The organism is Xanthomonas dyei (genome assembly GCF_002939865.1).
Taxonomy (GTDB): domain Bacteria; phylum Pseudomonadota; class Gammaproteobacteria; order Xanthomonadales; family Xanthomonadaceae; genus Xanthomonas; species Xanthomonas dyei.
Genome location: NZ_MDEE01000012.1, coordinates 26514 through 47197, shown reverse-complemented (window position 1 = coordinate 47197; position 20684 = coordinate 26514). Strand labels below are relative to the sequence as shown.

Genomic DNA, 20684 nt, shown 5'->3' with positions numbered 1-20684 from the left:
GCCGGATTCGTAATGCACACATTGATGCGACTACTTAAAAGTCGTAGCGGGCAGTCAATCGGAACGAGCGTGGTGTCTGATAATTTTGATCGTTCAGATAGTTCGGGCTGATCACATCACGCGAGGCCTCACTGAACTCGTTGTACTCGGTGACCCGGTCGTTGTTGAACAGGTTGAATACGTCGAGCTTGATGCGCAGCTTGTTATCGGCCCAGTTGGGCACGTAAGCGGCGGCCAGATCGAAGGTCCAGGTCCACGGCGTGCGGCCTTCGTCGCCACGTTGGCGTAGCACGCGGGTGCCGTCTGCGTTCAAGCAATAGAAGCTCGAGCCGCTGTAGCCGCTCAGGGTGCCCTGGTCAGGCTGCGGGATGTCGTCCAGCGGGATATAGCCCTGGCAATTGATCGGGCGCCCGGACTGCAGGACCAGATTTCCGCCAAGCTGCCATTCCGGCGTGATCGTATAAGCACCGAACAGCTTGAGCGTGTGCTGACGATCGTTCGGGGTTGGCCCATAGGTGCCATCGGTGAACAGGCGGTGGTCGAAGTCCTGGGTGAGGCCGGCGTCCTCCTGTTCCAGCGTTGAATTGACGTAGCCTTCCACGTTGCCGCGTGTCCTGGCGAACGTATACGAGCCCTGGAAGTTGAACTTCTCGCCAGTGCGCTCCCAGAAGAACTCAAGAGCGGTATGCAGGCGGCGATATTCCGGCAGGCCAAGATACGAGGCCGGCAAGGTTGCCAGTTCAAGTTCGCCATCGCCATTGAGATCGACGTTGATGGTCACATCGCTGCCCGGATTCAAGAAGTAGCAGCTGGGCACCGAGCCAGGATCGAAATCGGGGTAGCCGTTATCCGCGGCCCAATCGATCCACGGATTGGTGGTGCAGGTGTCGTCCATCCCGGATTTCACTTCGCGGCGGATCATGCGCACACCCGCCATCCAGTTTTCCGTCAACTGCAGCTGGCCACCGAGAATGACCTCGTCCTGGTACATCGGCGACAGGTTGGTGGACGCGACAGAGGCCGGATTGGGCGCGGTGAGCGAGCCATTGGTCTGGGTCTGGCCAATCTGCGCACCTTGGCCCACCGGCGTGCCATCGGCTTCGCTCCAGCCATTGACGAAGTACCAGTTGGACACCGTCGATTCGGCGCCGGTTGCGCGGATACTGGAGTTGGTCGCCACCGGGATGTAGTAGCGGCCTGCGGTACCGAACAGCTTCAAGCTGGAATCACCCAGCACGTCCCAGGAGAAGCCCAGGCGCGGGGCCATTTTGTAATCGGATTCGATCCAGGCAATGCCATCGCCGTTCTTGTTTTCGAACTTCTCACCGCGCAAGCCGAGCACGGCGAGGAAGTTTTCGGTGACCTGCCAGTTGTCTTCCAGATAAAACGCGCTGTTGGTGTTTTCGTAGGTGGAGCTGCTGCTCTGGAACACGCGCGAACGTGCATACAGCGCGCCGCGCGGCACCAGCTGGCCGTTGACCGTGCGGCCGGGCCGGCCTGCAAACGCGCCGGTGGCCACCGAAGTGCCGGGCACCGTGTAATACGCCCAGTTGATGCCACCGGCGTAGGTCTGGCCACGGTGGCTGGATTCGTACTTTTCCTGATCCACGCCGAAGCGCAGCCGGTGATCGCCCAGCACCCATTCGCCATCGACACGGAACGCTTTGCGGATGTCTTCGTCCGGCTCGGCATTGCGGTCGGCGATGGTGCTGATCGTGCCCGGGTTGCAGCCGATGTAACGGTCGACCACGCTGGTGGTCAGGCCGAAGCTGTAGGCCCATGGGCACTCGCCGCCCGCAGGATTGGCTGGCAGGCGGGAGTCGATCAGATTGCTCAGGTAGCCGTATTGCGCCGACAGCGTGAAGTTGTCGGTGAAGTAGCCGGTGTACTTGAGGATGCCGATCTTGCCGCCGTTTTCCATCTCGTACTGTTCGATCGGCACCTCGTGTCGTCCAACGTTGTAGCGGTTATCGCCGTTGGCGTCGGTGGCGTATTCGTACGTGCGGTATTTGGTCTTGGCCTGGTTGTAGATGCCGGTGAATTCGACCAGGTTGCTGTCGTTGATATACCAATCGAGTTTGACCAGGCCCTGCGGGGTGGTGTCACTGACGCGCCGGCTGGTCAGCGCGTAGAAGTTGTCTTCAGTCTCCTGGCGGCCTTCCACCATTGCAAAGAAGAACAAGCGGTCCTTGATGATCGGGCCGCTGGCATACGCAGAGTAAATGGTGCTGTCGAACTGATCGTCGCTGCGGTATTGGTACAGCGGGTCTGCCGCATCGGGGTCGCGCTCGCGGACGTTTTTACCTGCCGCGGCGCCCCAGTCCGGCGCCCATTCCACGCTGCCGCCGTAGTGCCATTCGTTGGAGCCGGCCTTGGTGACGATGCTGACGATGCCGCCCAGCGAGCGGCCGTATTCGGCGCCGTACCCGCCGGTTTTGACCTGCAGCTGGCCGATACTCTGAAACGGAAGATTGGCGAACGACAGGAACGTGCGCATGTTGGTGACGTCGAAGCCATTGATGTAGTAGCCGTTTTCGGCCACCGACGATCCGCCGAACGATGCAAGGTTGCCCGCACCCAGCCCGCTATCGCCGCGGACCGCGCCAGGCGCGAGCAGCGCGACCGAAGAGACGTCGCTGGCCACCGGCAGCGAGACCATTTGGTCGGCGGTGAACACCGTGGTCGATTCCACCGAAGAGACGTCGATGGGGTTGAACGCCTGCGCGCCCACCACTTCGATCCGGTCAAGCGTTTTGGCCTGACTGCCGAGCATGACCTGCGAGCCGCTGCCAACCTTGACCTCGACCTCGCGGGTCACTCCATCGGAGGTGATGATGTACTTGCCCGGAGGCAGCTGGCTGAAGGTGAATCTGCCATCTGCGGCGGCGGTGGCCGAGCGGCTCACGCCCGTTTGCGGGCTCTGGATGGCGATGGTGCTGCCGGGCTGCCCACTACCGAAAATGGAGCCTACCGCGCTCTGCGCCTGCACCCCACCGATCACACACATGCCTAGTGCCAGGCTCAATGCGCTGCGCTTGATGTTCCTGGACAACGAACTACGGACCCCTGGACGCGTCATTCCTCTCTCTCCTGATGAATTCGGTCGCGGATACTGCAGACGTGGGACTCGACTGCGAGCGCAGTCGAGGGGGACTGGGCTTCAGGGCGTCATGCCGACAACCTGAACGGTTGTCACATTCCTGAAGCCTGTCTGAAGATTAATCGAAGATGTACGGAAATGTCATCATCCGGCAACGATTGCCAAATTCGGTGCTTTTGGGCCGAGATTCGGACGCGCGGATGCTGTATGCGAATGAAGGACCCGGCCGTCGCGTAGCGGCGTTGGATCGGCGTCGATAAGGCGGCTGCAGGGCCGTCGAAACGGTGCGAGGCCAAGCTGCGGCAAGCAGGGTCGGATGTCGCAAGACAGGCATCGCGCTCGCCTGGGCGGTCGATGGGTGTCTGACCTAACCAGCCAGCGCGGATCCACCGACCAGGGAGGCAGCGCTGCTTCAGGACCCTAGTGAGAGCGCGGTCTTGAAGCCGCGTCCAGCTTGCTTGGAGTATCAGCAGCAGAGTCCACGCCACTGCCCGGTCTGATGCCGGTCCTGCGTGGTTGCGTGGCTTGGCTGCTCCGATCCGCGCATCAAGCGGCGCATCGATCATCGCCGGATCGCTAGCGCGCCGCTGCCAGCGTTGCTGGTGCGCGAAGAGGCTCCCGCGTCCTCGTCATACGTGCATCGGGCCGCACAGCGCCCGACGGTCGCTGACCGATCATCTCAACAAGAGCACGGTGCCCAGACGCGTACGCTCAGGTCGGGGTGGCAGTTCCTCGCAGGCAGGGCAAGCGTCGCCGCTACCTACATCACTCCTGGCAACACGAGCTGCAAGGCTGCTGTTTCTGATGCGCATGCATCCGGTGCAGCAGGCTTGGCTTTTGCGATTTCGCGGCGTGCAGCAACCAGATCCTTCTGAAACCCCGGGTTGTCGTGCAATGCGGCGACGGTGGCCGCGCCCATCATTCGGCCTTGCTGGACATCGCTTTGCCAGTGCACGTTGCAAACCAGGCGGCTGTCGCCGAAGGCGCGGCCGCGTGCCAGGAGCGCGTTGCGTCGGGGGGGAGCGATCTCGGACAGGATCAGGCCCCAGGTCCAGCCGATGGCGGTGTGGCCGGACGGGTAGGAGCCGTTCTTGCGCAGTGCCGCATCGTCAGCCGGAGTGCACATCGGCTGCGCGTTGCGCATGAACGGGCGCGGGCGCTGATAGCGTGTCTTGGCGGCGCTGGTACTGCTGCTGGCGTCGCGCATGCTGCGCTCGAGCAGGCGCAGCAGATGCGGTGTGCTGGCTTGATCGATCTGCACGCCGAGCGCGCAGCTGAAATGGCTGGCGGCGTCGGGAAAGCTCAGCACCGCGTCGCGCGCGGCCAGATCCCAGCGCGGTGTACCGCGCAGCGCGAGCATGGACTTGGCGATGGCCTCGTCGTTGGCGAGTGCGGCGCTGCCGTCCTGCGGCGGGGGTGGCACCAGCTGCAAGCTGTCGGGCAGCTGCTGTTTTTCCAGGTATCCACGCTCGTCGGTGGCGAGCACCGAATCCGCCGGCTTTGCCGGTTGCCGGGCACTGACCACGCCGCTGCCGATCACCAAGGCAGCAATGGCGACGCGTGCCAGCGTGCGTTGCGAGTGGGTGATGCGGTGGGCCATGGACGATTCCTCGAAAGCAGTACGACGGGAAGAGTCGCGCAGATTACGACGTACAGATGACACGTGCATGCCAGCACAACGCAGCGACAGCGCGGCATGCGCAGCAGCTGTCTCGGCACTGTCATCTGTGCGTCGCATCGACGCAAGACAGCTGTCGCACGCTTGCCGTCATCTTTTGACTCGTCCCCAACGCCGCTCATGCCCAAGACCCATCTCCTAAGTGCTGCCGTTCTCACCGCGCTTGTGTTGTCGCCGGCCGCACATGCCGCCGATACACCGGCCGACGTGTCTGCCGACACCGGCTCCACCGTGCAGCAACTCGATGCGGTGTCGGTGATTGGCCAGGGCGAAACGCGTCAGGTGCAGCGCATCACCCAGCAGGACATTCCGGTGCTGCCGCCGGGTACCAGCATCCAGAAGCTGCTTAACCGCATGCCGGGCGTCAACGTGCAATCCAACGATGCCTTCGGTGCCAATGAAGAATCGCAGACGATCAGCCTGCGCGGCTTCAACGGCACGCGTCTGGGCTATACGCTCGACGGTCTGCCGCTGGGCGATAACGCCTACGGTAACTACAACGGCCTCAACATCAGCCGCGCGTTGATCGCGGAAAACTTCGGTGGTGTGGAGCTGGCCTCGGGCATCGGTGCGTTGGGCACCGCCTCCACCAGCAACCTCGGCGGCACCATCCAGTACTACTCGGCCGACCCGTCCAGCGTGTTCGGTGGGCAGGTCTCGCAGACGCTGGGGTCCGATGCCAACCGTCGCACCTTCCTGCGCGTGGATACCGGCGATTACAACGGGTTTTCTGCGTATCTGTCGGGCATCGAAGCCACCGCGGACATGTGGGCGCGTCCGGAATCGCCGACCACCACGCGGCAGTTCAACGCCAAGGGCGTGTACCAGTTCGACGGCGGCAAGCTGACTGCGTTCGCCGATACCTCGCGCACCTCGCAGGCCGATTATTCCTATCTGTCCAAGAGCGGCATGGCACGTGGACTGGGCTGGGACTGGAATCTGTACGCGCCGGATTGGAACCGTGCACTGGCCGCGGCGTACTGCGCGCCAGCCACGCGCAATGCCGCACGCTGCGGCTTCAGCGGTGGCGTGGATAACGTCGACGATGCGTACTACCAGAGCCGCGCATTGCGCGACGACGATCTGTTCTATGTCGCCGGCGACTTCCAGCCCAACGATGCGATCAGCCTGCACACGCAGGTCTATCACCATGAAAACAAGGGGCAGGGCCATTGGTGGTCGCCGGGCCAGGCTTCCAATCCGGGCACACCGCAGGCACTGCCGATCTCGATCCGCAGCACCAACTACTGGATCAACCGTACCGGCGGCATCGCCTCGCTGGGTTGGGACCTGGGCCCGCATCATCTGGAAGCCGGGCTGTGGTACGAGCGCAACCACCACGATGTGGAACGCAATTTCTACTGGATCACCGGGCCGGTGGACGACGACAAGTTTCTGCAAAATCCCAATCGTCGGCTGTTCTCGCAGAACTACGTGATCACCACCCGGCAGTTCTACGTGCAGGGCAACTTCAAGTTTCTCGACGAGCGCCTGAGCCTTGACCTGGGCATCAAGAGCCCGAGTACTGAAATGACCGCACGCGAGACGCCGGGCATCGCGGTGGAAGCGCCGGTGGCGACCGGGTCGATCAAGGCCAGCGAGTCGGTGTTGCCGCAGATCGGGCTGGGCTATCGCCTTGCCGAAGGCCAGGAAGTGTTTGCCTCCTACGCAGAAAATATCGCTGCGTTTCAGGGCGGCGGCGCCGGTGGTCCGTTGCTGGTGACCCAAGCGTCGTTCGATGCCAGCGTCGGTGCGCTGGAGCCGGAAAAGTCGCGCACCGTGGAAGCCGGTTACCGCTTCGTGCGCGATCGCTTCGAGGCCTCGCTGGTGGGCTATGACGTCACCTTCGACAACCGCCTGCTCTCGCTCAATCCCTGCGCCAGCATCCAGCAGGGCACCACGCCGGCCTGCACCACGCGCTTCTTCAACGTAGGCTCGGTGAGCAGCCGCGGTGGCGAACTGACGGTGATCTGGAAGCCCACCAGCTACCTGCAGTGGTACAACTCGGCCTCGATCAACCGCTCCACCTACGACGACAACTACGTGCAGAACGGGGTGACCATTGCCACCGCCGGCAAGACCACGGTGGATACGCCCAAGCGTATGTTCGCGAGCGAAATCGCCTTCAATTACGCCGGTTGGAACGTCAACCTGCGCGGCAAGTACACCGGTGAGCGCTTCTATACCTACACCAACGATCAGGGCTTTGGCGGTTACACGTCATTCGATGCCGGTGCCGGCTATGAGTTCGGCCAGGTCAGCGTGCTGCAGTCGCTCAAGCTCTCGCTCAACGTCACCAACCTCACCGACAAGCGCTACGCCTCCAACCTCACCGCGTTCGCCAACAGTGATCCGAACGGGCGGCAGTTGGCGTTTCACGCCAGTGCGCCGCGGCAGGTGTTCCTGACGCTGGATGCCAAGTTCTGAGGACGGGATTTGGGAGTGGGGAATCGGGAATCGGGAATCGTAATAGCGGATCTGGGTGCTGTTGATTGATTTCCGATGTTGATCGACGTGGATAGTCTTAGAGTGGCTGGCACCACCTCGCGAGCGATTGTCGGGCGGGCGCGGACGATGCGGAGGAAGCGGGATGCACGGGCGTGCATCTCTGCTTGATCGTCGGCCAAGCTGGCCTGGCGATGACGCGCTGGTGTTGATGGCTGCTTTTTCGTTGGAGATAGGCATGATGCAGTTTCACCGTGCGTTGGTGTTGGGAGCGATGATGGTCGGCATGAGCGGGCCCGTTTTGGCCGAGGCACCGCTGGCCAAGACGGTGCAGATCTTTGCGCACCGTGGCGCCAGTGCGTTGCGTCCGGAACACACCTTGGCCTCCTACGCCAAGGCGATCGTCGATGGCGCGGATTTTGTCGAACCGGATCTGGTATCGACCAAAGATGGTGTGCTGGTGGCGCGCCACGAAAACGAGATCGGTGGCACCACCGATGTGGCCAGCCGCCCGGAGTTTGCATCGCGCAAGACCCGCAAGACCATCGATGGGCAATCGATGGAAGGCTGGTTCACCGAAGACTTCACCCTGAACGAGTTGAAGACGCTGCGCGCGCGCGAGCGGTTGCCGCAACTACGTGGCACGCGCTGGGACGGACAGTTTCAGATCGTGACCTTCGATGAGATCATCGATTTCGTCGCGGCCGAATCTGCTGCAACCGGGCGTACGATCGGGCTGATTCCGGAGATCAAGCATCCGAGCTATTTCAGTGCGCTGGGTTTGCCGATGGAAGACAAGGTGCTGGCCACCTTGCACGCGCATGCGTATACGCGCACGGCGCCGGTGGTGATCCAGTCGTTCGAGACCGGCAATCTGCGCTACCTGCGCGGCAAGATCGGGCGGCAAAGCAACATCCGCCTGCTGCAGTTGCTGGGTGGCGCGCAGATGCCGTTGCCCGATGCGGGCAAGGGCGACGCGCCAGGCACCTATGCGCAATTGATGACCCCGGCCGGGCTCAAGCAGGTGGCCGGCTACGCCAATGCGATCGGGCCGGATATCCGCGCCATCATTCCGCTGGATGCGCAGCAGCGGCTGGGTACGCCGACCAGCCTGGTGCGCGATGCACATGCGGCCGGATTGCAGGTGCAGCCGTATACGTTCCGTCCGGAAAATTACTTTCTGGCCGCCGATAACCGCAGCAGCGGCGCGGTGACTGAGCGTAACGACGCAGGTGCCTTGGCCGAGCTCAAGACCTATCTGGATACGGGCATCGATGCATTCTTTGCCGATGATCCGGGTCTGGCACGGCATGCGTTGCACGGGCAAGCACCGCGATAATTCATGCTGTCGTAGGAGCGTGCCTGCGCGCGACGGGCATCATCGGGATAGCTCCATCGCGCGCGCCCACTCGCGCGCGATGCGATGACGATGCACTTCGCGTTGCAGCACCGCTCACGTTGCTTGATCCTCGGGTACCCATCGTGCCGGCATCGTCGGTAACGCCCGGTCGCGCGCAGGCACGCTCCTACGTAACGCGGTGTAGCGGCCCGATTGGTTGGATGTTGACCTTACGAGAGGCGCTACGTGCCTTCGCGAGACGTGCAGCACCACGTTCGTAGGAGCGTGCCTGCGCGCGACGCGCATGACCGGGAAAGCATCAGCGCACTACAACCCGTTTGTACGCGATGCGATGACGATGCATTTGGCGATACAACACCGCTCTTATGTTGCAAGGCCCTCGGGTAACTACCGTGCCGGGCATCATCGGTAATGCCCTCGCGCGCAGACACGCTCCTACGGGAGGTCACTGACTGTTTCGATCATCGCTCCGCGCCGGCACTAATTGCCCGGAGGGCGCTCGCGCGGCGGGAAATGCAGCACCACGTTTTCCGAGCCGTCGTCCTGGCGTTGCCACAGCACCGGTACCTGACGCGGCGGCGGGGGTTCCAGCATCGCGTGCTCGGCGTTGCGCACTTCCCAGGCGGCGTCTTCGTCCTCGTCTTCCCAGCTGTAGCGCGGCTTGGCCTGCTGCGGGTCGCGCAGGCGGAGCAGCAGCGCGGCGATCAAGCCGGCCACCGCGCCGCCCAGATGCGATTGCCAGGACACCCCGGTTTCGTGGGGCAGGATGGTCACCAACATGCCGCCGTAGAACAGGAAGGCGATCATGCTGGTGGCGATGGCCGGGCGGTCGCGCCGTAGCAGGCCCAGCACAAACACCAGAAACATCAGGCCGTGGGTGACGCCGCTGGCACCCAGATGGCGGCTGCCAGGCTCGCCCAACAGCCACGCGCCCAGCCCCGAGCCCAGCCACAGCAGCGGCAGTGCCATGGCCGTGGCGCGCGGATACACGCTGCCGGCCAATGTGCCCAGGATCAGCAGCGCTGCCGCATTGGCGCCCAGATGCGCGAGCGAGCCGTGCAACAGCGGCGCAGTGAGGATGCCGATCAGGCCGTCGGCCTGCAGTGGCGCGACCGCCCAGGCGCGCCAGTCGAACATGCCTTGCGCGGTGAACACCGCCACCAGCAGCAACACGGCGGCCAGGCTGATGTTGAAGGCGCGCAGGACCCGCGAGCGGTCCAGGCGGCTCTGGGTGGTGGCATCGGAGGCAACAGAATGCGGTGTCATACGTTCACGGATGGCGGCGTGGTTTTGCCTTTGCAAGCCCCGTTAGCACGGGATAACCGGATCCGGCGACGGGACAATCCCGCCGCCTGCCGGGCTGATGCAACGCCCGGCAGGCAGGCCGCGGCGGCAAACAATTCAACGCAGATGATCGGGTGGCAACCAGGGCGCGGCGCCGATGTTCCGGTATCGCCTGTGGTGCGCTGCTGCCCAGCCGAGCAGTGTGCGGCGTAGCCACCGATCAAGGCCGAAGACCACGACCGGGCTCAGTGGCAAGAGACGAAGCGAAACCGCGGCGTCCCTTGCACCAGCATCTGCAGCAAAGCACACCTCCGATTCCCGATTCCCAGCCCCTCAGTGCCCGGCCGGCTTGGCTGGGCGCAACAGGCTCAGCACGATGGTGGCCACCAGGATCGTGACCACGACCGCCAGCGAGACCAGCACCGGGATCTTGTACAGATCGATGATCATCATCTTGGTGCCGATGAACACCAGGATCACCGCCAGGCCGTAGGGCAACAGGTGGAAGCGGTCGGCCATGCCGGCCAGCAGGAAGAACATCGCGCGCAGGCCCAGCACCGCGAATACGTTGGAGGTCAGCACGATGAACGGGTCGGTGGTGATCGCAAAGATCGCCGGGATGCTGTCCACCGCAAAGATCACATCGATCACCGCGATCAGGATCAACACCACAAATAGCGGGGTGAACCAGCGCTTGCCATCCTTGATCACGCTGAGCAGGTTGCCGTGGTATTGCGGGCTCAGGCGCAGATGGCTGCGCATCCAGCGCAACACCGGGTTGGTTTCCAGATCCGGCTCCTTGCCGGCGGAGAACCACATCTTGATGCCGGTCAGCAGCAGGAACGCACCGAACACATACAGCAGCCAATGGAACTTGGCCAGCAGCATCGAGCCGGCGAAGATCATGATCGCGCGCAGCACGATGGCGCCCAGCACACCGATGATCAGCACGCGCTGGCGCTGTTCTTCGGGCACGCCGAAGTAGGTCATGACCATCAGAAACACGAAGATGTTGTCGACCGCCAGCGATTTTTCGACCAGGTAGCCGGTCAGAAACTGCAGCCCGATCTGGTCGGCCTGCGCATCGCCCAGCGTGCCCTGCAGGTACCACCACAGCCCGGCATTGAAGGCCAGCGCCAGCAGCACCCAACCGATGCTCCACCAGGTGGCTTCCTTGAAGGTGACCTTGTGGGCGCCGCCGTGGCGCATCAGCACCAGATCGATCAGCAGCGCGGCGATCACCACGACCCCGAAACCGCCCCATAACCAGACATTGCCAATGGTTTGCATAAAGAATCCCGAAAAGTGAAACGACCTGGCCAGCCGGTTGGGCTGAGGCCTTGTGACACGGAAATCGTGGATTCCGGGTGACGGACCTTCGCCTGCGCGGCGAAGGTCTCGCTCGCAACCGGCCAGACCGGTTGCCGTTGCACCGGAGCGTCTGCCGGAGCAGGACTCGTAATGACGGCGACAACGTTGGGAGCTACTCCCCTTCTGGGGCTGATTCTGCGGGCAGGGGCCTGGCGCGTCAATCCAGCCGGATACAATAGGTGAATGAATACTCCTGTCCCCGTCGTCCGACTCAAGAATGCGTGGCGTTCCAGCCACCCGTGGATCTTCCAGAAGCTGGTGGAAAAGCCTATCGCCAAGCCCAAACCCGGCACCATCGTCGATGTGGTCGGCGTGGATGGGGAATGGCTCGGCCGCGGTTTCTATAACGGCCACTCGCGCATCGCCGTGCGCATCCTGGAAATCGACCAGTCGGTGCCGGTGGATGCGGGCTGGTTTTCGCGCAAGATCGCCGCGGCGGTGAGCCTGCGCCGCGACTGGCTCAAGCTCGACGGCGTGTCCGATGCCTGGCGCGTGGTGCATAGCGAAGGCGACGGCCTGTCCGGCCTGGTGGTGGACCGCTATAGCGACCTGGTGGTGGTGGAGTTCTTCGCCGCCGGCATGTTCCGCCACCGCGAATGGATCTACGAGGCGCTGCGCGAGCAGTTCCCGGGCTGCCGCTTCCACAGCTTTGCCGACGAACACGTGCAAAAGCAGGAAAGCTTCGACTTCCACAGCAATACCACCACCGAAGCGTCCGTGATCACCGAGCACGGCATCAAGTTCCGTGCCGACCCGGCCGGCGCGCACAAGACCGGGTTCTTTGCCGACCAGCGCGATAACCGCCAGTGGCTGAGCGAGCAGGTGGAAGGCAAGACCGTGCTGGACCTGTGCTGCAACACCGGTGGCTTTGCGGTGTATGCGGCCGCACGCGGTGCGGCCGAGGTGCTGGGCGTGGATATCGACGAAGACGTCATCGCCATTGCCAAGGGCAACGCCAAGCTCAACAACGTGCGTCCGAAATTCGTGCAGGCCGATATCTTTCCGTGGCTGCGCGATGCGGCCAATCGCGGCGATCAGTTCGATGTGGTGATCCTGGACCCGGCCAAGATGACCCGCGACCGCGAGCAGGTGATCCCGGCGCTGAAGAAGTACCTGGACATGAACAAATTGGCGCTGGGCGTGGTCAAGCCCGGTGGCCTGTTCGCCACTTTCTCGTGCACCGGCCTGGTGGCCGAGCAGGAGTTTCTGGACATGCTGCGTCGCGCCTCGTATTTCTCCGGCCGCACCATCCAGATCCTGAAAGTGGCCGGCGCCGGCCCGGACCATCCGTTCATGGCGCACGTGCAGGAATCGCGCTATCTCAAGGCGGTGTTCTGTCGCGTGATGTGACAGACGGCGGATCCGAGGCAGCGGGCGATGTTTGATGCCTGCTGCGTGCTTGTGCAGCTGCAGGTTGGTGGCATTGCAGTCGTGGCCGCCCGATGACGGCGCCGTTGTGCGGCTGCGTTGCACTGCAGGTAAGCGGTGCAAGGCGGGCGTTCTCGTCTGCCGCCGCAGCGCGTGGCGTGCGCTGTTCCATATGGTGCAGGTGAGGCGGTGCGGTCATCGTCATCGCGCAGCGGATGCAGGTCTGTGCGCCATGGCAATGGGTGATCGCAGCGCGCTGCAGTCAGGACTTCAACGCAGACATTCACTAGGGAGCACCAGCCGATGACGTCCAGCGACGAAGACGAACGCAAGGCCTTGCGCCGGTTGCTGCGCGAGATCGAGCGGCCCAATGCCAGCCTGCTGGCCAGCAACTGGCCGGTGTTCGGCGTGTGGCTGCTGTTTTCCGGGGCGTTCATGTATCTGTTTCAGACCGGCACCGGCTCGCCGCTGCATCCGTTACTGTTGGCGCTGGGCTCGACCTGTCTGGGTGTGTTCGGCGCGTGGATCGTGTTCCGCTCGGTGTGGGCGCGGCAGTGGCCGCATGTGCGCGAGCACATCGATGTGGAAAGCGTGCGCGCACGGCTGGCCGAACTCGACGATTGAGCCTGCGTTAGGCGTGCAGCGTGCACGGCAACGTCGATGTGCAGTGCTGGTGTGCCTGCGGCCAGAACGCTGCGAGTAGACGCAGGCCTGCATGCGATCGCCGCCACACCCGTCACGCAGGACCACCAGCGGTTTTCAGAACCGGGTAGCGGTCGTTCGGTAACGTGGTCAAAACAGCCAAATCAAACGCGACGTGCACAGGCCGAACAAACCACACTTGCCAATGCCGCGCGCATGCGGCGTGTGCGTTGTGCGCGCGCATCGATGGCCGTCCCTGGCCCTGTGTGTGGAGTCTTCTTGCGCTGATGCGCAGCTACTTGCTGCAGCTGCGCAAGATCACCAACCAGCGGGTCGCGCAGTGATTTCCGGCACCGCCTGGCGCAGGTCTGCACCGAACTCCGGGTTGGTCATCGTGGCCGAATCGACGAATCCGTAGAACACGCCCTGCGTGGGCGAGGCGCCTTGTTCTTCGACATCGCCACGTAGCTGTGCGGTGCCGCCGACGTTGATGGCACCGAACGCCCCCGGGCCCATGAACACGGTATGCGCCTGCGCAGTGGCACCGATGGTGGCGCCCGGATGCCACACGGTGAGCCCGCCGAGCACCGCATTGCCCTGCACCGTGCCGCCCATCACCGTGGCATGGCCGTCGATGCGCGCATTGCCCAGCACATTGCCGGCCAGCACGCGTGCGCGTGGCCCCACGTAGGCGGTGGAGGCGACATTGGCGGTATTGGCGACCCAGCCGCCGCCGTTGGCGTGACGACGTCCCACCGGGGTGGGCGTGGGCGCATTGGGCTGGCTGCCGGCTGGCGCGGCATTGGTCAGCGTCACGCTCCACGGGTAGCGGTAGATCGCGTAGTACGACTGGTCCCACTTGATCTGCTGCATGGTGCTGGGCGCGCCCATCACCATCAGATACACCGCGCGGTCGCCGCTCTTCAGCGGCATGCCGACGCTGGCCTGAGCGCCGCGCTGCAGCGTGCTGTAACGGGCCTTGCCGGCACTGTCGATGGCCACCACGCCCCAGCGCCAGTCCGAGTCCGGTGTGGGAATACTGGTCGGGTCGTTGAGCAGGCCGGGCAGGCTGGTGACGGCTGCTGCGCTCTGCACCTGGCCCTCGAAGGCGACCTGGATCGTGGTGGCGCCGCTGGCGGGGATCAGCTGCACCAAGTTGTAGCCCCAGCGCTGCGGTGCCCATTCGAACGGCACGCGATAGCGGTTGGCCTGGCCGGCCACCGGGTCGAGCACGGTCATGCGCAACGCGCGGTCGCGGTTGTCCCAGTCCTGGGTGCGCTGCGGGTCGAACGACAGATTGCTGCCATAGCGCGCGCGATACAGCACGCCCTGGTCGCTGCCGTCGGGATTGGTGTAATCCCAGTTGACGTTGCGCATCGCCCAGTCGCCGAACACATCGTTCAGTTGCGACTGCGTCCAACCCATGTTGGTCTTGATCACCGAAAACGGATCGGCGCTGCGCCGCGCCGGGTTGTCGATGCGCGGCGCCTTGCTCCACATGTCGTTGATGATGGCGTAGCCGTAGCGGTTCTTCAGATACTCCATGAACTGCCAGTTGCAATAACGGTCGCGCGTGGAACCCAGATACACGTGCGGGTAGTTCACCAGCATGCTGGAGCAATGCACGTCGCTGCCGTGGAATTCCGGCAGCTGGTGAGTCATCCAGTTGGCGTGCGATTCCCAGATCCAGCCGGTGTATTCGGACTCCTGCAAACCGCCTGCCTGGTACTGCAGCGCATGCGTGAGTTCGTGCGCCAAGCCCCAGTGGTCGCGCAGGCCGCCCGGCGCCATCCACATGCCCATGCCGCCGCTGCCGGTTGCACCGCCGCTCAGGCCGAAGCTCGGATCCAGGTGCAGGTTGGCCTTGTACTTGGTGGCGACATTGCAGAACGGCTCGGGAAACTGCAGGCGATTGATGAAGGTATCCCAGACCATTTCCAGATGCTCGCCGGCGGCGCGGACATCCGCATCGGAGACGCCGTCGCCATTCCAGCGCAAAGCGAAATGCGCCGTTTCGTAGCGCACCGGCGGCATGCCGATTTCGTTGACGCGCGCCGTCCAGGTCCCGGCGGTGCAGGCCGCACTCGCGGCAGAGGCCGCGCCCAGGCCGGTGGCGATCAAACCAAGGATGAGCAAGCGCCTGTGCAGCGCACGCGATGCGATGGACATAGAGGGGTCTCGCCAAAGAGGGAAGGTGTTGCGCACACCCGCACGTCGCGCGCTCAAAGCACGGCGGTCTGCGGTATCGGGAGTGGGGGACTGCCGCCAGCGACGGCCGCGCAAGTGTGCGTAGCGGCGGCCGCCGCGCAATTGCTTTGACTATGTATTTTTTATAACTGCAACGTGTTCGGCGCTCGTGGTGTGGCGCTGGTTGAACTTGTGCGGGCCATGACGGGGCCATTTGCGTGCACGATGCGCGGCCAGCGCGCGGCCGCGCTGCGGCTATGATCGGAGGACCCCACCTGTCTGCGAGCGCGCATGAACCTGCAACTGTTATGTGTGGCCGTGTTGCTGAGCCTGGCTGGCTCGGCGCACGCGCTGGAGTTTTCCAAGGCCGAACTGGCGCGCGCCACCGCGCTGCAAAAGCGCCTGGTGACGCTGGATTCGCATCTGGACACGCCGGCCAATCTGGAGCGGCCCGACTTCGACGTATTGCAGGCGCATGCTGGCAACCGGCTATCGCAGGTGGATTACCCGCGCATGGTCGAAGGCGCGCTCGATGGCGGCTTCTGGGCGGTCTACACCGCCCAGGGCGATCGCAGTGCGACCGCGCACCTGGACGACCGCGATGCCGGGCTGCAGCGGCTGATGAAGATCCATAATCTGCTGGCCGCACAACCGCAGCGCTTCGCTGCCGCTACCACGCCTGCCGATGCCGCACGTATCAAGGCCGACGGCAAGCGCGTGGTGTACATCAGTATGGAAAACGCCAGCCCGCTGGCGGCCGACCCCACGCTGCTGCGCTTCTATTACGCTCAAGGGCTGCGCCTGATGAGCACGGTGCACTTTCTCAACAACGAGTTCGCCGACTCGGCCACCGACCCCAAGGGGCCGGAGTGGAAGGGCTTGAGCCCTGCCGGCAGGCAACTGGTGCAACAGGCACAGGCGCTGGGCATCGTGATCGATCAATCGCACGCTTCCGATGCGGTGTTCGATCAGTTGATTGCGCTATCGCCGGTGCCGATCGTGCTCTCGCACAGCGGCGCCCGTGCGGTCTTCAATCATCCGCGCAACATCGACGACGCACGGCTGAAGGTGCTGGCCGAGCACGGCGGCGTGATCCAGGTGAATTCCTACGGCGGCTATCTGGTCGACAGTGGCGCCAGCCCCGAGCGCAAGGCCGCCGAAAAGGCGCTGACCGACCAGTATGGCGGCTGGGAACACGTCAAGATCGCCGACGGCACCGCCCTGAGCGCCGCACTCAAGGACCTGGATGCGCGCTACCCGATCAAGCGCGCCACCGAAGAGGACTTCTTCGCGCATCTGGAGCACGTGCTTTCCGTGGTCGGGCCCGACCATGTGGGCATCGGCATGGATTGGGACGGCGGCGGGGGCGTGGTCGGGCTGGACGATGTTTCCAAGCTCCCGCGCATCACCGCCTGGCTGCTGCGCAAGGGCTATACCGAAGCGCAGATCGCCAGCATCTGGGGCGGCAACCTGCTGCGGGTGATGCAACAGGCGCAGGACTACGCGGCCAGGCAGGCCAAGGCGACGTAGGGCGATGCGTTGCACCTTGCAGGTGGCATCGCCGCAGCGCATCGGCGCAGCCGCGTGGTGTCCTCTATCGCAGGCGTGTCGCTGGTGAGGGTCGTCATCGCCCCGGATGCGTACAAGGAAAGCCTGTCTGAGCTGGAGGTGGCCACGCAGATCGAAGCCGGGTTTGCCCAGGTGTTCCCGCAGTGGCACTACACCACCGTGCCCATGGCCGATGGTGGCGAAGGCACCGTGGATGCGTTGGTCGCTGCCACTGGCGGGCGGGTGATCACATGCACGGTCAGCGGCCCGCTCGGCACGCCGGTACAGGCCTTTTTCGGTCTGACCGGCGACGGCGCCACCGCGGTGATCGAAATGGCCGCCGCCAGCGGGCTGGCCCTGATACCGCCGGCGCAGCGCGCGCCGTTGCATGCCAGCACCGCCGGAGTGGGTGCGTTGATCCTGGCCGCGCTGGATGCCGGCGCGCGGCGTTTCATCATCGGCATCGGCGGCAGCGCCAGCACCGATGGCGGCGCCGGCATGGCGCAAGCGCTGGGGGCGCGGCTGCTGGATGCGCATGGCACGCCGATCGGCCCCGGCGGTGCGGCACTGGCGGCGCTGGCGCGCATCGACATCGCTGGCCTGGATGCACGTCTGCAGGATTGCCACGTCGAGGTGGCTTGCGATGTCGATAACCCGCTGATCGGCCCGAGCGGTGCCGCGGCGGTGTTCGGCCCGCAGAAGGGCGCCACCGCAGCGATGGTGCGCCAGCTCGACGCCAACCTGCGGCACTACGCCGATGTGGTGCAGCGCGATCTGGGCGTGCGCCTGCACGCGCTGCCTGGTGGCGGTGCGGCCGGCGGGCTGGGCGCCGGGTTGCTGGCCTTCCTGGGCGCGCAGTTGCGTCCGGGCGTGGAGGTCGTCGCCCAGGCGCTGGGGCTGGAGGCGCTGATCGCGCAACCCGATCTGGTGATCACCGGCGAAGGCCGTATCGACAGCCAAAGCCTGCGCGGCAAGACGCCCGTCGGCGTGGCACGCCTGGCGCAGCGGCACGGCACGCCGGTCATCGCCATTGCCGGATCGCTGGGCCACGGCGCTGAACAGCTGCACGCGCAGGGCATCGCTGCGATGTTTGCGGTAGTGCCTGGCGCCTGCAGCCTGGAGCAGGCATTGGCCGATGCTGCCCGCAATGTGCGCATCACCGCGCGTAACGTGGCGGCGGTGCTGCAGGCGGGCGGCACGCTGTGGTCTGCCACCGACCGCAGCCAACACGGGGCGGCACGGACACGGCCAGCACCCGCCAACGGCCCCGACAGCGCCCACGACGCATCCTGTGTGCTGGCGCACGCAAGCCCCGATGGGCACGGATGCCCAGTCCGCTAGACTGGACCGATTGCACGGGTACGAGCGAGCTTGCCGTTGAATCAGCGCGACACCGTTGAGTCATCCACCACCAGCGAAGCGCAGCGTCTGGCGCGGCTGGCGTTGTTGCATGTGATCGATACCGAATCCGAGCCGTTCTTCGATGCCCTGGCGGCGGCCGCGCAGGCCATCGCCGGCACGCCGATCGCGCTGGTGTCGCTGGTGGACGAGCATCGGCAATGGTGGAAGGCCAACATCGGCTTGCCGGGGGTGTCCGAAACCGCGCGCGAGCTGGCGTTCTGCGCCTACGCCATCCAGGACGACGCGGTGATGGAGGTGCCCGACGCGCCGGCCGACCCACGCTTCTGCAACAACGCCCTGGTCACCGATACACCCGGCATCCGCTATTACGCCGGCGCCCCCATCGTGCTGCCCGATGGCCTGCGCATGGGCACGGTGTGCGTGATCGACCAGCGCCCGCGTCAGCTGCAGCTGGCCCAGCTGGCGGCCTTGCAACAGCTGGCCAAGGTCGCTGCCGAAGGTCTGGAGCAGCGCCGGGTGATGCTCGAACGCGCCGACGTCAATGCCCGGCTGCAGCAGCGCCTGCGCGAGAGCGAAGCGTTTCTGGAGCGCACCGGGCGGGTGGCCGGCGTCGGCGGCTGGGAAGTGGATGTGAGCGCCAATACGCTGACCTGGTCGGACGAAACCTGCCGGCTGCACGACCTGCCGCCGGGCTACCAGCCCACGCTGGCCGAAGCGGTCACCTTCTACCCGCTGGAAGCGCGTGCGGTCATCACCGAGGCGGTGGAACTGTGCGTGCACGAGGGCACGCCCTGGGATCTGGAACTGCCGTTGATCAGCAGCACCGGCCGCCGCCTGTGGGTACACAGCACCGGCGCGGTGGAACATGTCGACGGTCGCATGCGCCTGATCGGTGCCATCCAGGACGTCACCGACCGCCATCGCGCAGTGGACGCGCTGGCGGCCAGCGAGCGCAAGTTCCGCAAGATGTTCCAGTACAGCCTGGGGCTGATCTGCACCCACGACATGGATGGCTGGCTGGTCAGCGTGAACCCGGCGGCCGCGCGCTCGCTGGGCCGCAGCGTGGAGGAGATGGAAGGCCGCTCGCTGTTCGAGCTGATCCGCCCGGAACGGCATGACGGCGTGCGCGGCTACCTGTCGCGCATGGTGCTCGACGGCCAGGATTCAGGCGTGATCGAGCTGGTGGCCGGCGATGGCAGCCTGCGCCACTGGAAATACCACAACGTGCTCGACGTGGAGTCTGACGCCACCATCGTCCTGGCCCATGCCCAGGACATCACCAACCAGCATCAGCAGGAAAAACAGCTGCTGGAATGGTCGTTCACCGACCCGCTGACCAACTGCTTCAATCGCCGCTTCCTGGACGACCTGGACAAGCGCGATGCCAGCGTGCGCTGGGGCTGCGTGGTGGTGGACCTGGACAAGTTCAAACTGATCAACGACACCTACGGCCACCAGCGCGGCGATGAAGTGCTGGTGCAGATGGCCTGGTTTCTCAATGCCCCGTTGCGCCGGCAGGACCACCTGGTCCGGCTGGGCGGCGATGAGTTTCTGGTGCTGCTGCACCAGGCCAGCGAGCAGCAGTTGCAAGAGCTGGTGCGCACCTACATGGCGGCCAGCGACGATGCGCCGATCCTGTTCACGCTGGGCACGGCCTTGCGCCAGGAAGGCGAAGCGCTGACCGCGGTGGTCGACCGCGCCGACCATTCGCTCTACGCCCTGCGACGCGCACGGCGCGGCAGCGGGGTCAACCAGCAGCGGTAGCGGCTGGCGTTGGGAGATGGTTGGGGGTGGCCGGGTAATCCCCGGCCGGTGTGGGTCGGCCGCGGATTGCCGAGTTCGCTGCAAAACACGTGCTCCTGAATACGCGATCGCCTATCATGTAACCGTTTTCAACTACATGGATTGGAATGGACACCTTTGATCGCACCCAGCTCAACCCCAAGTGGCAATTCCGCTTCGACTTCTTCGACCGTCATGGCGGCCCCAAGGAGCCGGCGTACAAGGAAGCGCTGAAGACGTTGAGCTTTGGTGACAAGGTCAAGATCGGCATGAATTTCTATGCCTTCTTCTTCGGCGTCATCTATTTCTTCATCATCGGCCTGTGGCGTAAGGCGTTGAGCCTGATCGGCATCAGCATCGTGCTGAGCATCGTGGCCTCGTTCCTGCCGGCCGCGTTCCAGAATGTGCTGTGGCTGCCGCTGTCGTTGCTGACCGGCATGATCGCCAACTACGCCTATTACCTGGACAAGGCGAAGGGCAGCACCAGCTGGAACCCGTTCGAAGGCATGCGCTGGATCTGACGTCACCGCACACCGCAGCGCCGGCCCCTCCCGCCG

Annotated in this window: 12 protein-coding genes, 1 other RNA gene and 1 pseudogene; 8 read left to right on the top strand and 6 right to left on the bottom strand. The window is 64.5% G+C overall.

The genetic code is table 11. The annotated features are described in order from the left end of the window. Nucleotides 1–34 precede the first annotated feature (34 nt). Together XdyCFBP7245_RS10085 and XdyCFBP7245_RS10080 are read right to left on the bottom strand one after the other, a co-directional pair. Nucleotides 35–3079 (bottom strand): TonB-dependent receptor, encoded by a 3045-nt coding sequence (locus XdyCFBP7245_RS10085; protein ID WP_104615543.1) that lies wholly within the window; start codon nucleotides 3077–3079, stop codon nucleotides 35–37. A 781-nt stretch (nucleotides 3080–3860) separates the two neighbouring features. Further along, nucleotides 3861–4700 (bottom strand): acid phosphatase, encoded by an 840-nt coding sequence (locus XdyCFBP7245_RS10080; RefSeq protein ID WP_104615542.1) that lies wholly within the window; start codon nucleotides 4698–4700, stop codon nucleotides 3861–3863. A 198-nt stretch (nucleotides 4701–4898) separates the two neighbouring features. Between XdyCFBP7245_RS10080 and XdyCFBP7245_RS10075 the strand changes: the two genes are divergently transcribed. Next, complete coding sequence (locus XdyCFBP7245_RS10075; RefSeq protein WP_104615541.1) at nucleotides 4899–7205, top strand: TonB-dependent receptor; 2307 nt, start codon at nucleotides 4899–4901, stop codon at nucleotides 7203–7205. A gap of 104 nt (nucleotides 7206–7309) precedes the next feature. Here XdyCFBP7245_RS10075 and XdyCFBP7245_RS10070 read toward each other — a convergent pair. Beyond that, nucleotides 7310–7384, bottom strand: a non-coding RNA gene (locus XdyCFBP7245_RS10070) — sX9 sRNA. A 77-nt stretch (nucleotides 7385–7461) separates the two neighbouring features. On the opposite strand from XdyCFBP7245_RS10070, the gene XdyCFBP7245_RS10065 reads away from it, so the two are divergent. Continuing rightward, entirely contained in the window at nucleotides 7462–8562 is a 1101-nt protein-coding gene (locus tag XdyCFBP7245_RS10065) for a glycerophosphodiester phosphodiesterase (RefSeq protein ID WP_170068599.1), read from the top strand. Between the two features lie 501 nt (nucleotides 8563–9063). Here XdyCFBP7245_RS10065 and XdyCFBP7245_RS10060 read toward each other — a convergent pair. Both XdyCFBP7245_RS10060 and XdyCFBP7245_RS10055 read right to left on the bottom strand, forming a co-directional pair. Further along, nucleotides 9064–9849: a rhomboid family intramembrane serine protease gene (locus XdyCFBP7245_RS10060; RefSeq protein WP_104615540.1), complete on the bottom strand. Its 786-nt coding sequence runs from the start codon at nucleotides 9847–9849 to the stop codon at nucleotides 9064–9066. 351 nt (nucleotides 9850–10200) lie between these two features. Then, on the bottom strand, nucleotides 10201–11157 hold the full coding sequence (locus XdyCFBP7245_RS10055) for a TerC family protein (RefSeq protein ID WP_104615539.1): 957 nt from the start codon (nucleotides 11155–11157) through the stop codon (nucleotides 10201–10203). Between the two features lie 264 nt (nucleotides 11158–11421). On the opposite strand from XdyCFBP7245_RS10055, the gene XdyCFBP7245_RS10045 reads away from it, so the two are divergent. Both XdyCFBP7245_RS10045 and XdyCFBP7245_RS10040 read left to right on the top strand, forming a co-directional pair. Beyond that, entirely contained in the window at nucleotides 11422–12588 is a 1167-nt protein-coding gene (locus XdyCFBP7245_RS10045; protein ID WP_104615538.1) for a class I SAM-dependent rRNA methyltransferase, read from the top strand. 321 nt (nucleotides 12589–12909) lie between these two features. Further along, nucleotides 12910–13230, top strand: a complete 321-nt coding sequence (locus tag XdyCFBP7245_RS10040; RefSeq protein WP_104615537.1) for a hypothetical protein — start codon at nucleotides 12910–12912, stop codon at nucleotides 13228–13230. Nucleotides 13231–13566: 336 nt separating this feature from the next. Here the strand turns inward: XdyCFBP7245_RS10040 and XdyCFBP7245_RS10035 are convergent, their stop codons facing one another. Continuing rightward, nucleotides 13567–15417, bottom strand: a complete 1851-nt coding sequence (locus XdyCFBP7245_RS10035) for an Svx/AvrXca family virulence/avirulence protein (RefSeq protein WP_104615536.1) — start codon at nucleotides 15415–15417, stop codon at nucleotides 13567–13569. A gap of 309 nt (nucleotides 15418–15726) precedes the next feature. Here XdyCFBP7245_RS10035 and XdyCFBP7245_RS10030 point away from each other — a divergent pair, with 309 nt between their 5' ends. The 4 genes and pseudogenes from XdyCFBP7245_RS10030 (at nucleotide 15727) to XdyCFBP7245_RS10015 (ending at nucleotide 20648) form a co-directional block, all read left to right on the top strand. Then, nucleotides 15727–16965, top strand: a complete 1239-nt coding sequence (locus XdyCFBP7245_RS10030) for a dipeptidase (protein WP_104615535.1) — start codon at nucleotides 15727–15729, stop codon at nucleotides 16963–16965. A gap of 84 nt (nucleotides 16966–17049) precedes the next feature. Continuing rightward, nucleotides 17050–18216 (top strand): annotated as a pseudogene (locus tag XdyCFBP7245_RS10025) (glycerate kinase); the annotation flags it as partial. Nucleotides 18217–18360: 144 nt separating this feature from the next. Next, a complete protein-coding gene (locus tag XdyCFBP7245_RS10020; RefSeq protein ID WP_104615534.1) occupies nucleotides 18361–20109 on the top strand; it encodes a sensor domain-containing diguanylate cyclase in 1749 nt (582 codons plus the stop codon). A 146-nt stretch (nucleotides 20110–20255) separates the two neighbouring features. Further along, nucleotides 20256–20648: a DUF2628 domain-containing protein gene (locus XdyCFBP7245_RS10015; protein ID WP_104615533.1), complete on the top strand. Its 393-nt coding sequence runs from the start codon at nucleotides 20256–20258 to the stop codon at nucleotides 20646–20648. Nucleotides 20649–20684 lie beyond the last annotated feature (36 nt).

Bases quoted from the DNA above. Each gene is read 5' to 3' on its own strand.
- XdyCFBP7245_RS10040 (WP_104615537.1), top strand. From the start codon at position 12,910: ATGACGTCCAGCGACGAAGACGAACGCAAGGCCTTGCGCCGGTTGCTG.
- XdyCFBP7245_RS10045 (WP_104615538.1), top strand. From the start codon at position 11,422: ATGAATACTCCTGTCCCCGTCGTCCGACTCAAGAATGCGTGGCGTTCC.
- XdyCFBP7245_RS10015 (WP_104615533.1), top strand. From the start codon at position 20,256: ATGGACACCTTTGATCGCACCCAGCTCAACCCCAAGTGGCAATTCCGC.
- XdyCFBP7245_RS10030 (WP_104615535.1), top strand. From the start codon at position 15,727: ATGAACCTGCAACTGTTATGTGTGGCCGTGTTGCTGAGCCTGGCTGGC.
- XdyCFBP7245_RS10085 (WP_104615543.1), bottom strand. From the start codon at position 3,079: ATGACGCGTCCAGGGGTCCGTAGTTCGTTGTCCAGGAACATCAAGCGC.
- XdyCFBP7245_RS10035 (WP_104615536.1), bottom strand. From the start codon at position 15,417: ATGTCCATCGCATCGCGTGCGCTGCACAGGCGCTTGCTCATCCTTGGT.
- XdyCFBP7245_RS10055 (WP_104615539.1), bottom strand. From the start codon at position 11,157: ATGCAAACCATTGGCAATGTCTGGTTATGGGGCGGTTTCGGGGTCGTG.
- XdyCFBP7245_RS10080 (WP_104615542.1), bottom strand. From the start codon at position 4,700: ATGGCCCACCGCATCACCCACTCGCAACGCACGCTGGCACGCGTCGCC.
- XdyCFBP7245_RS10065 (WP_170068599.1), top strand. From the start codon at position 7,462: ATGATGCAGTTTCACCGTGCGTTGGTGTTGGGAGCGATGATGGTCGGC.
- XdyCFBP7245_RS10060 (WP_104615540.1), bottom strand. From the start codon at position 9,849: ATGACACCGCATTCTGTTGCCTCCGATGCCACCACCCAGAGCCGCCTG.
- XdyCFBP7245_RS10075 (WP_104615541.1), top strand. From the start codon at position 4,899: ATGCCCAAGACCCATCTCCTAAGTGCTGCCGTTCTCACCGCGCTTGTG.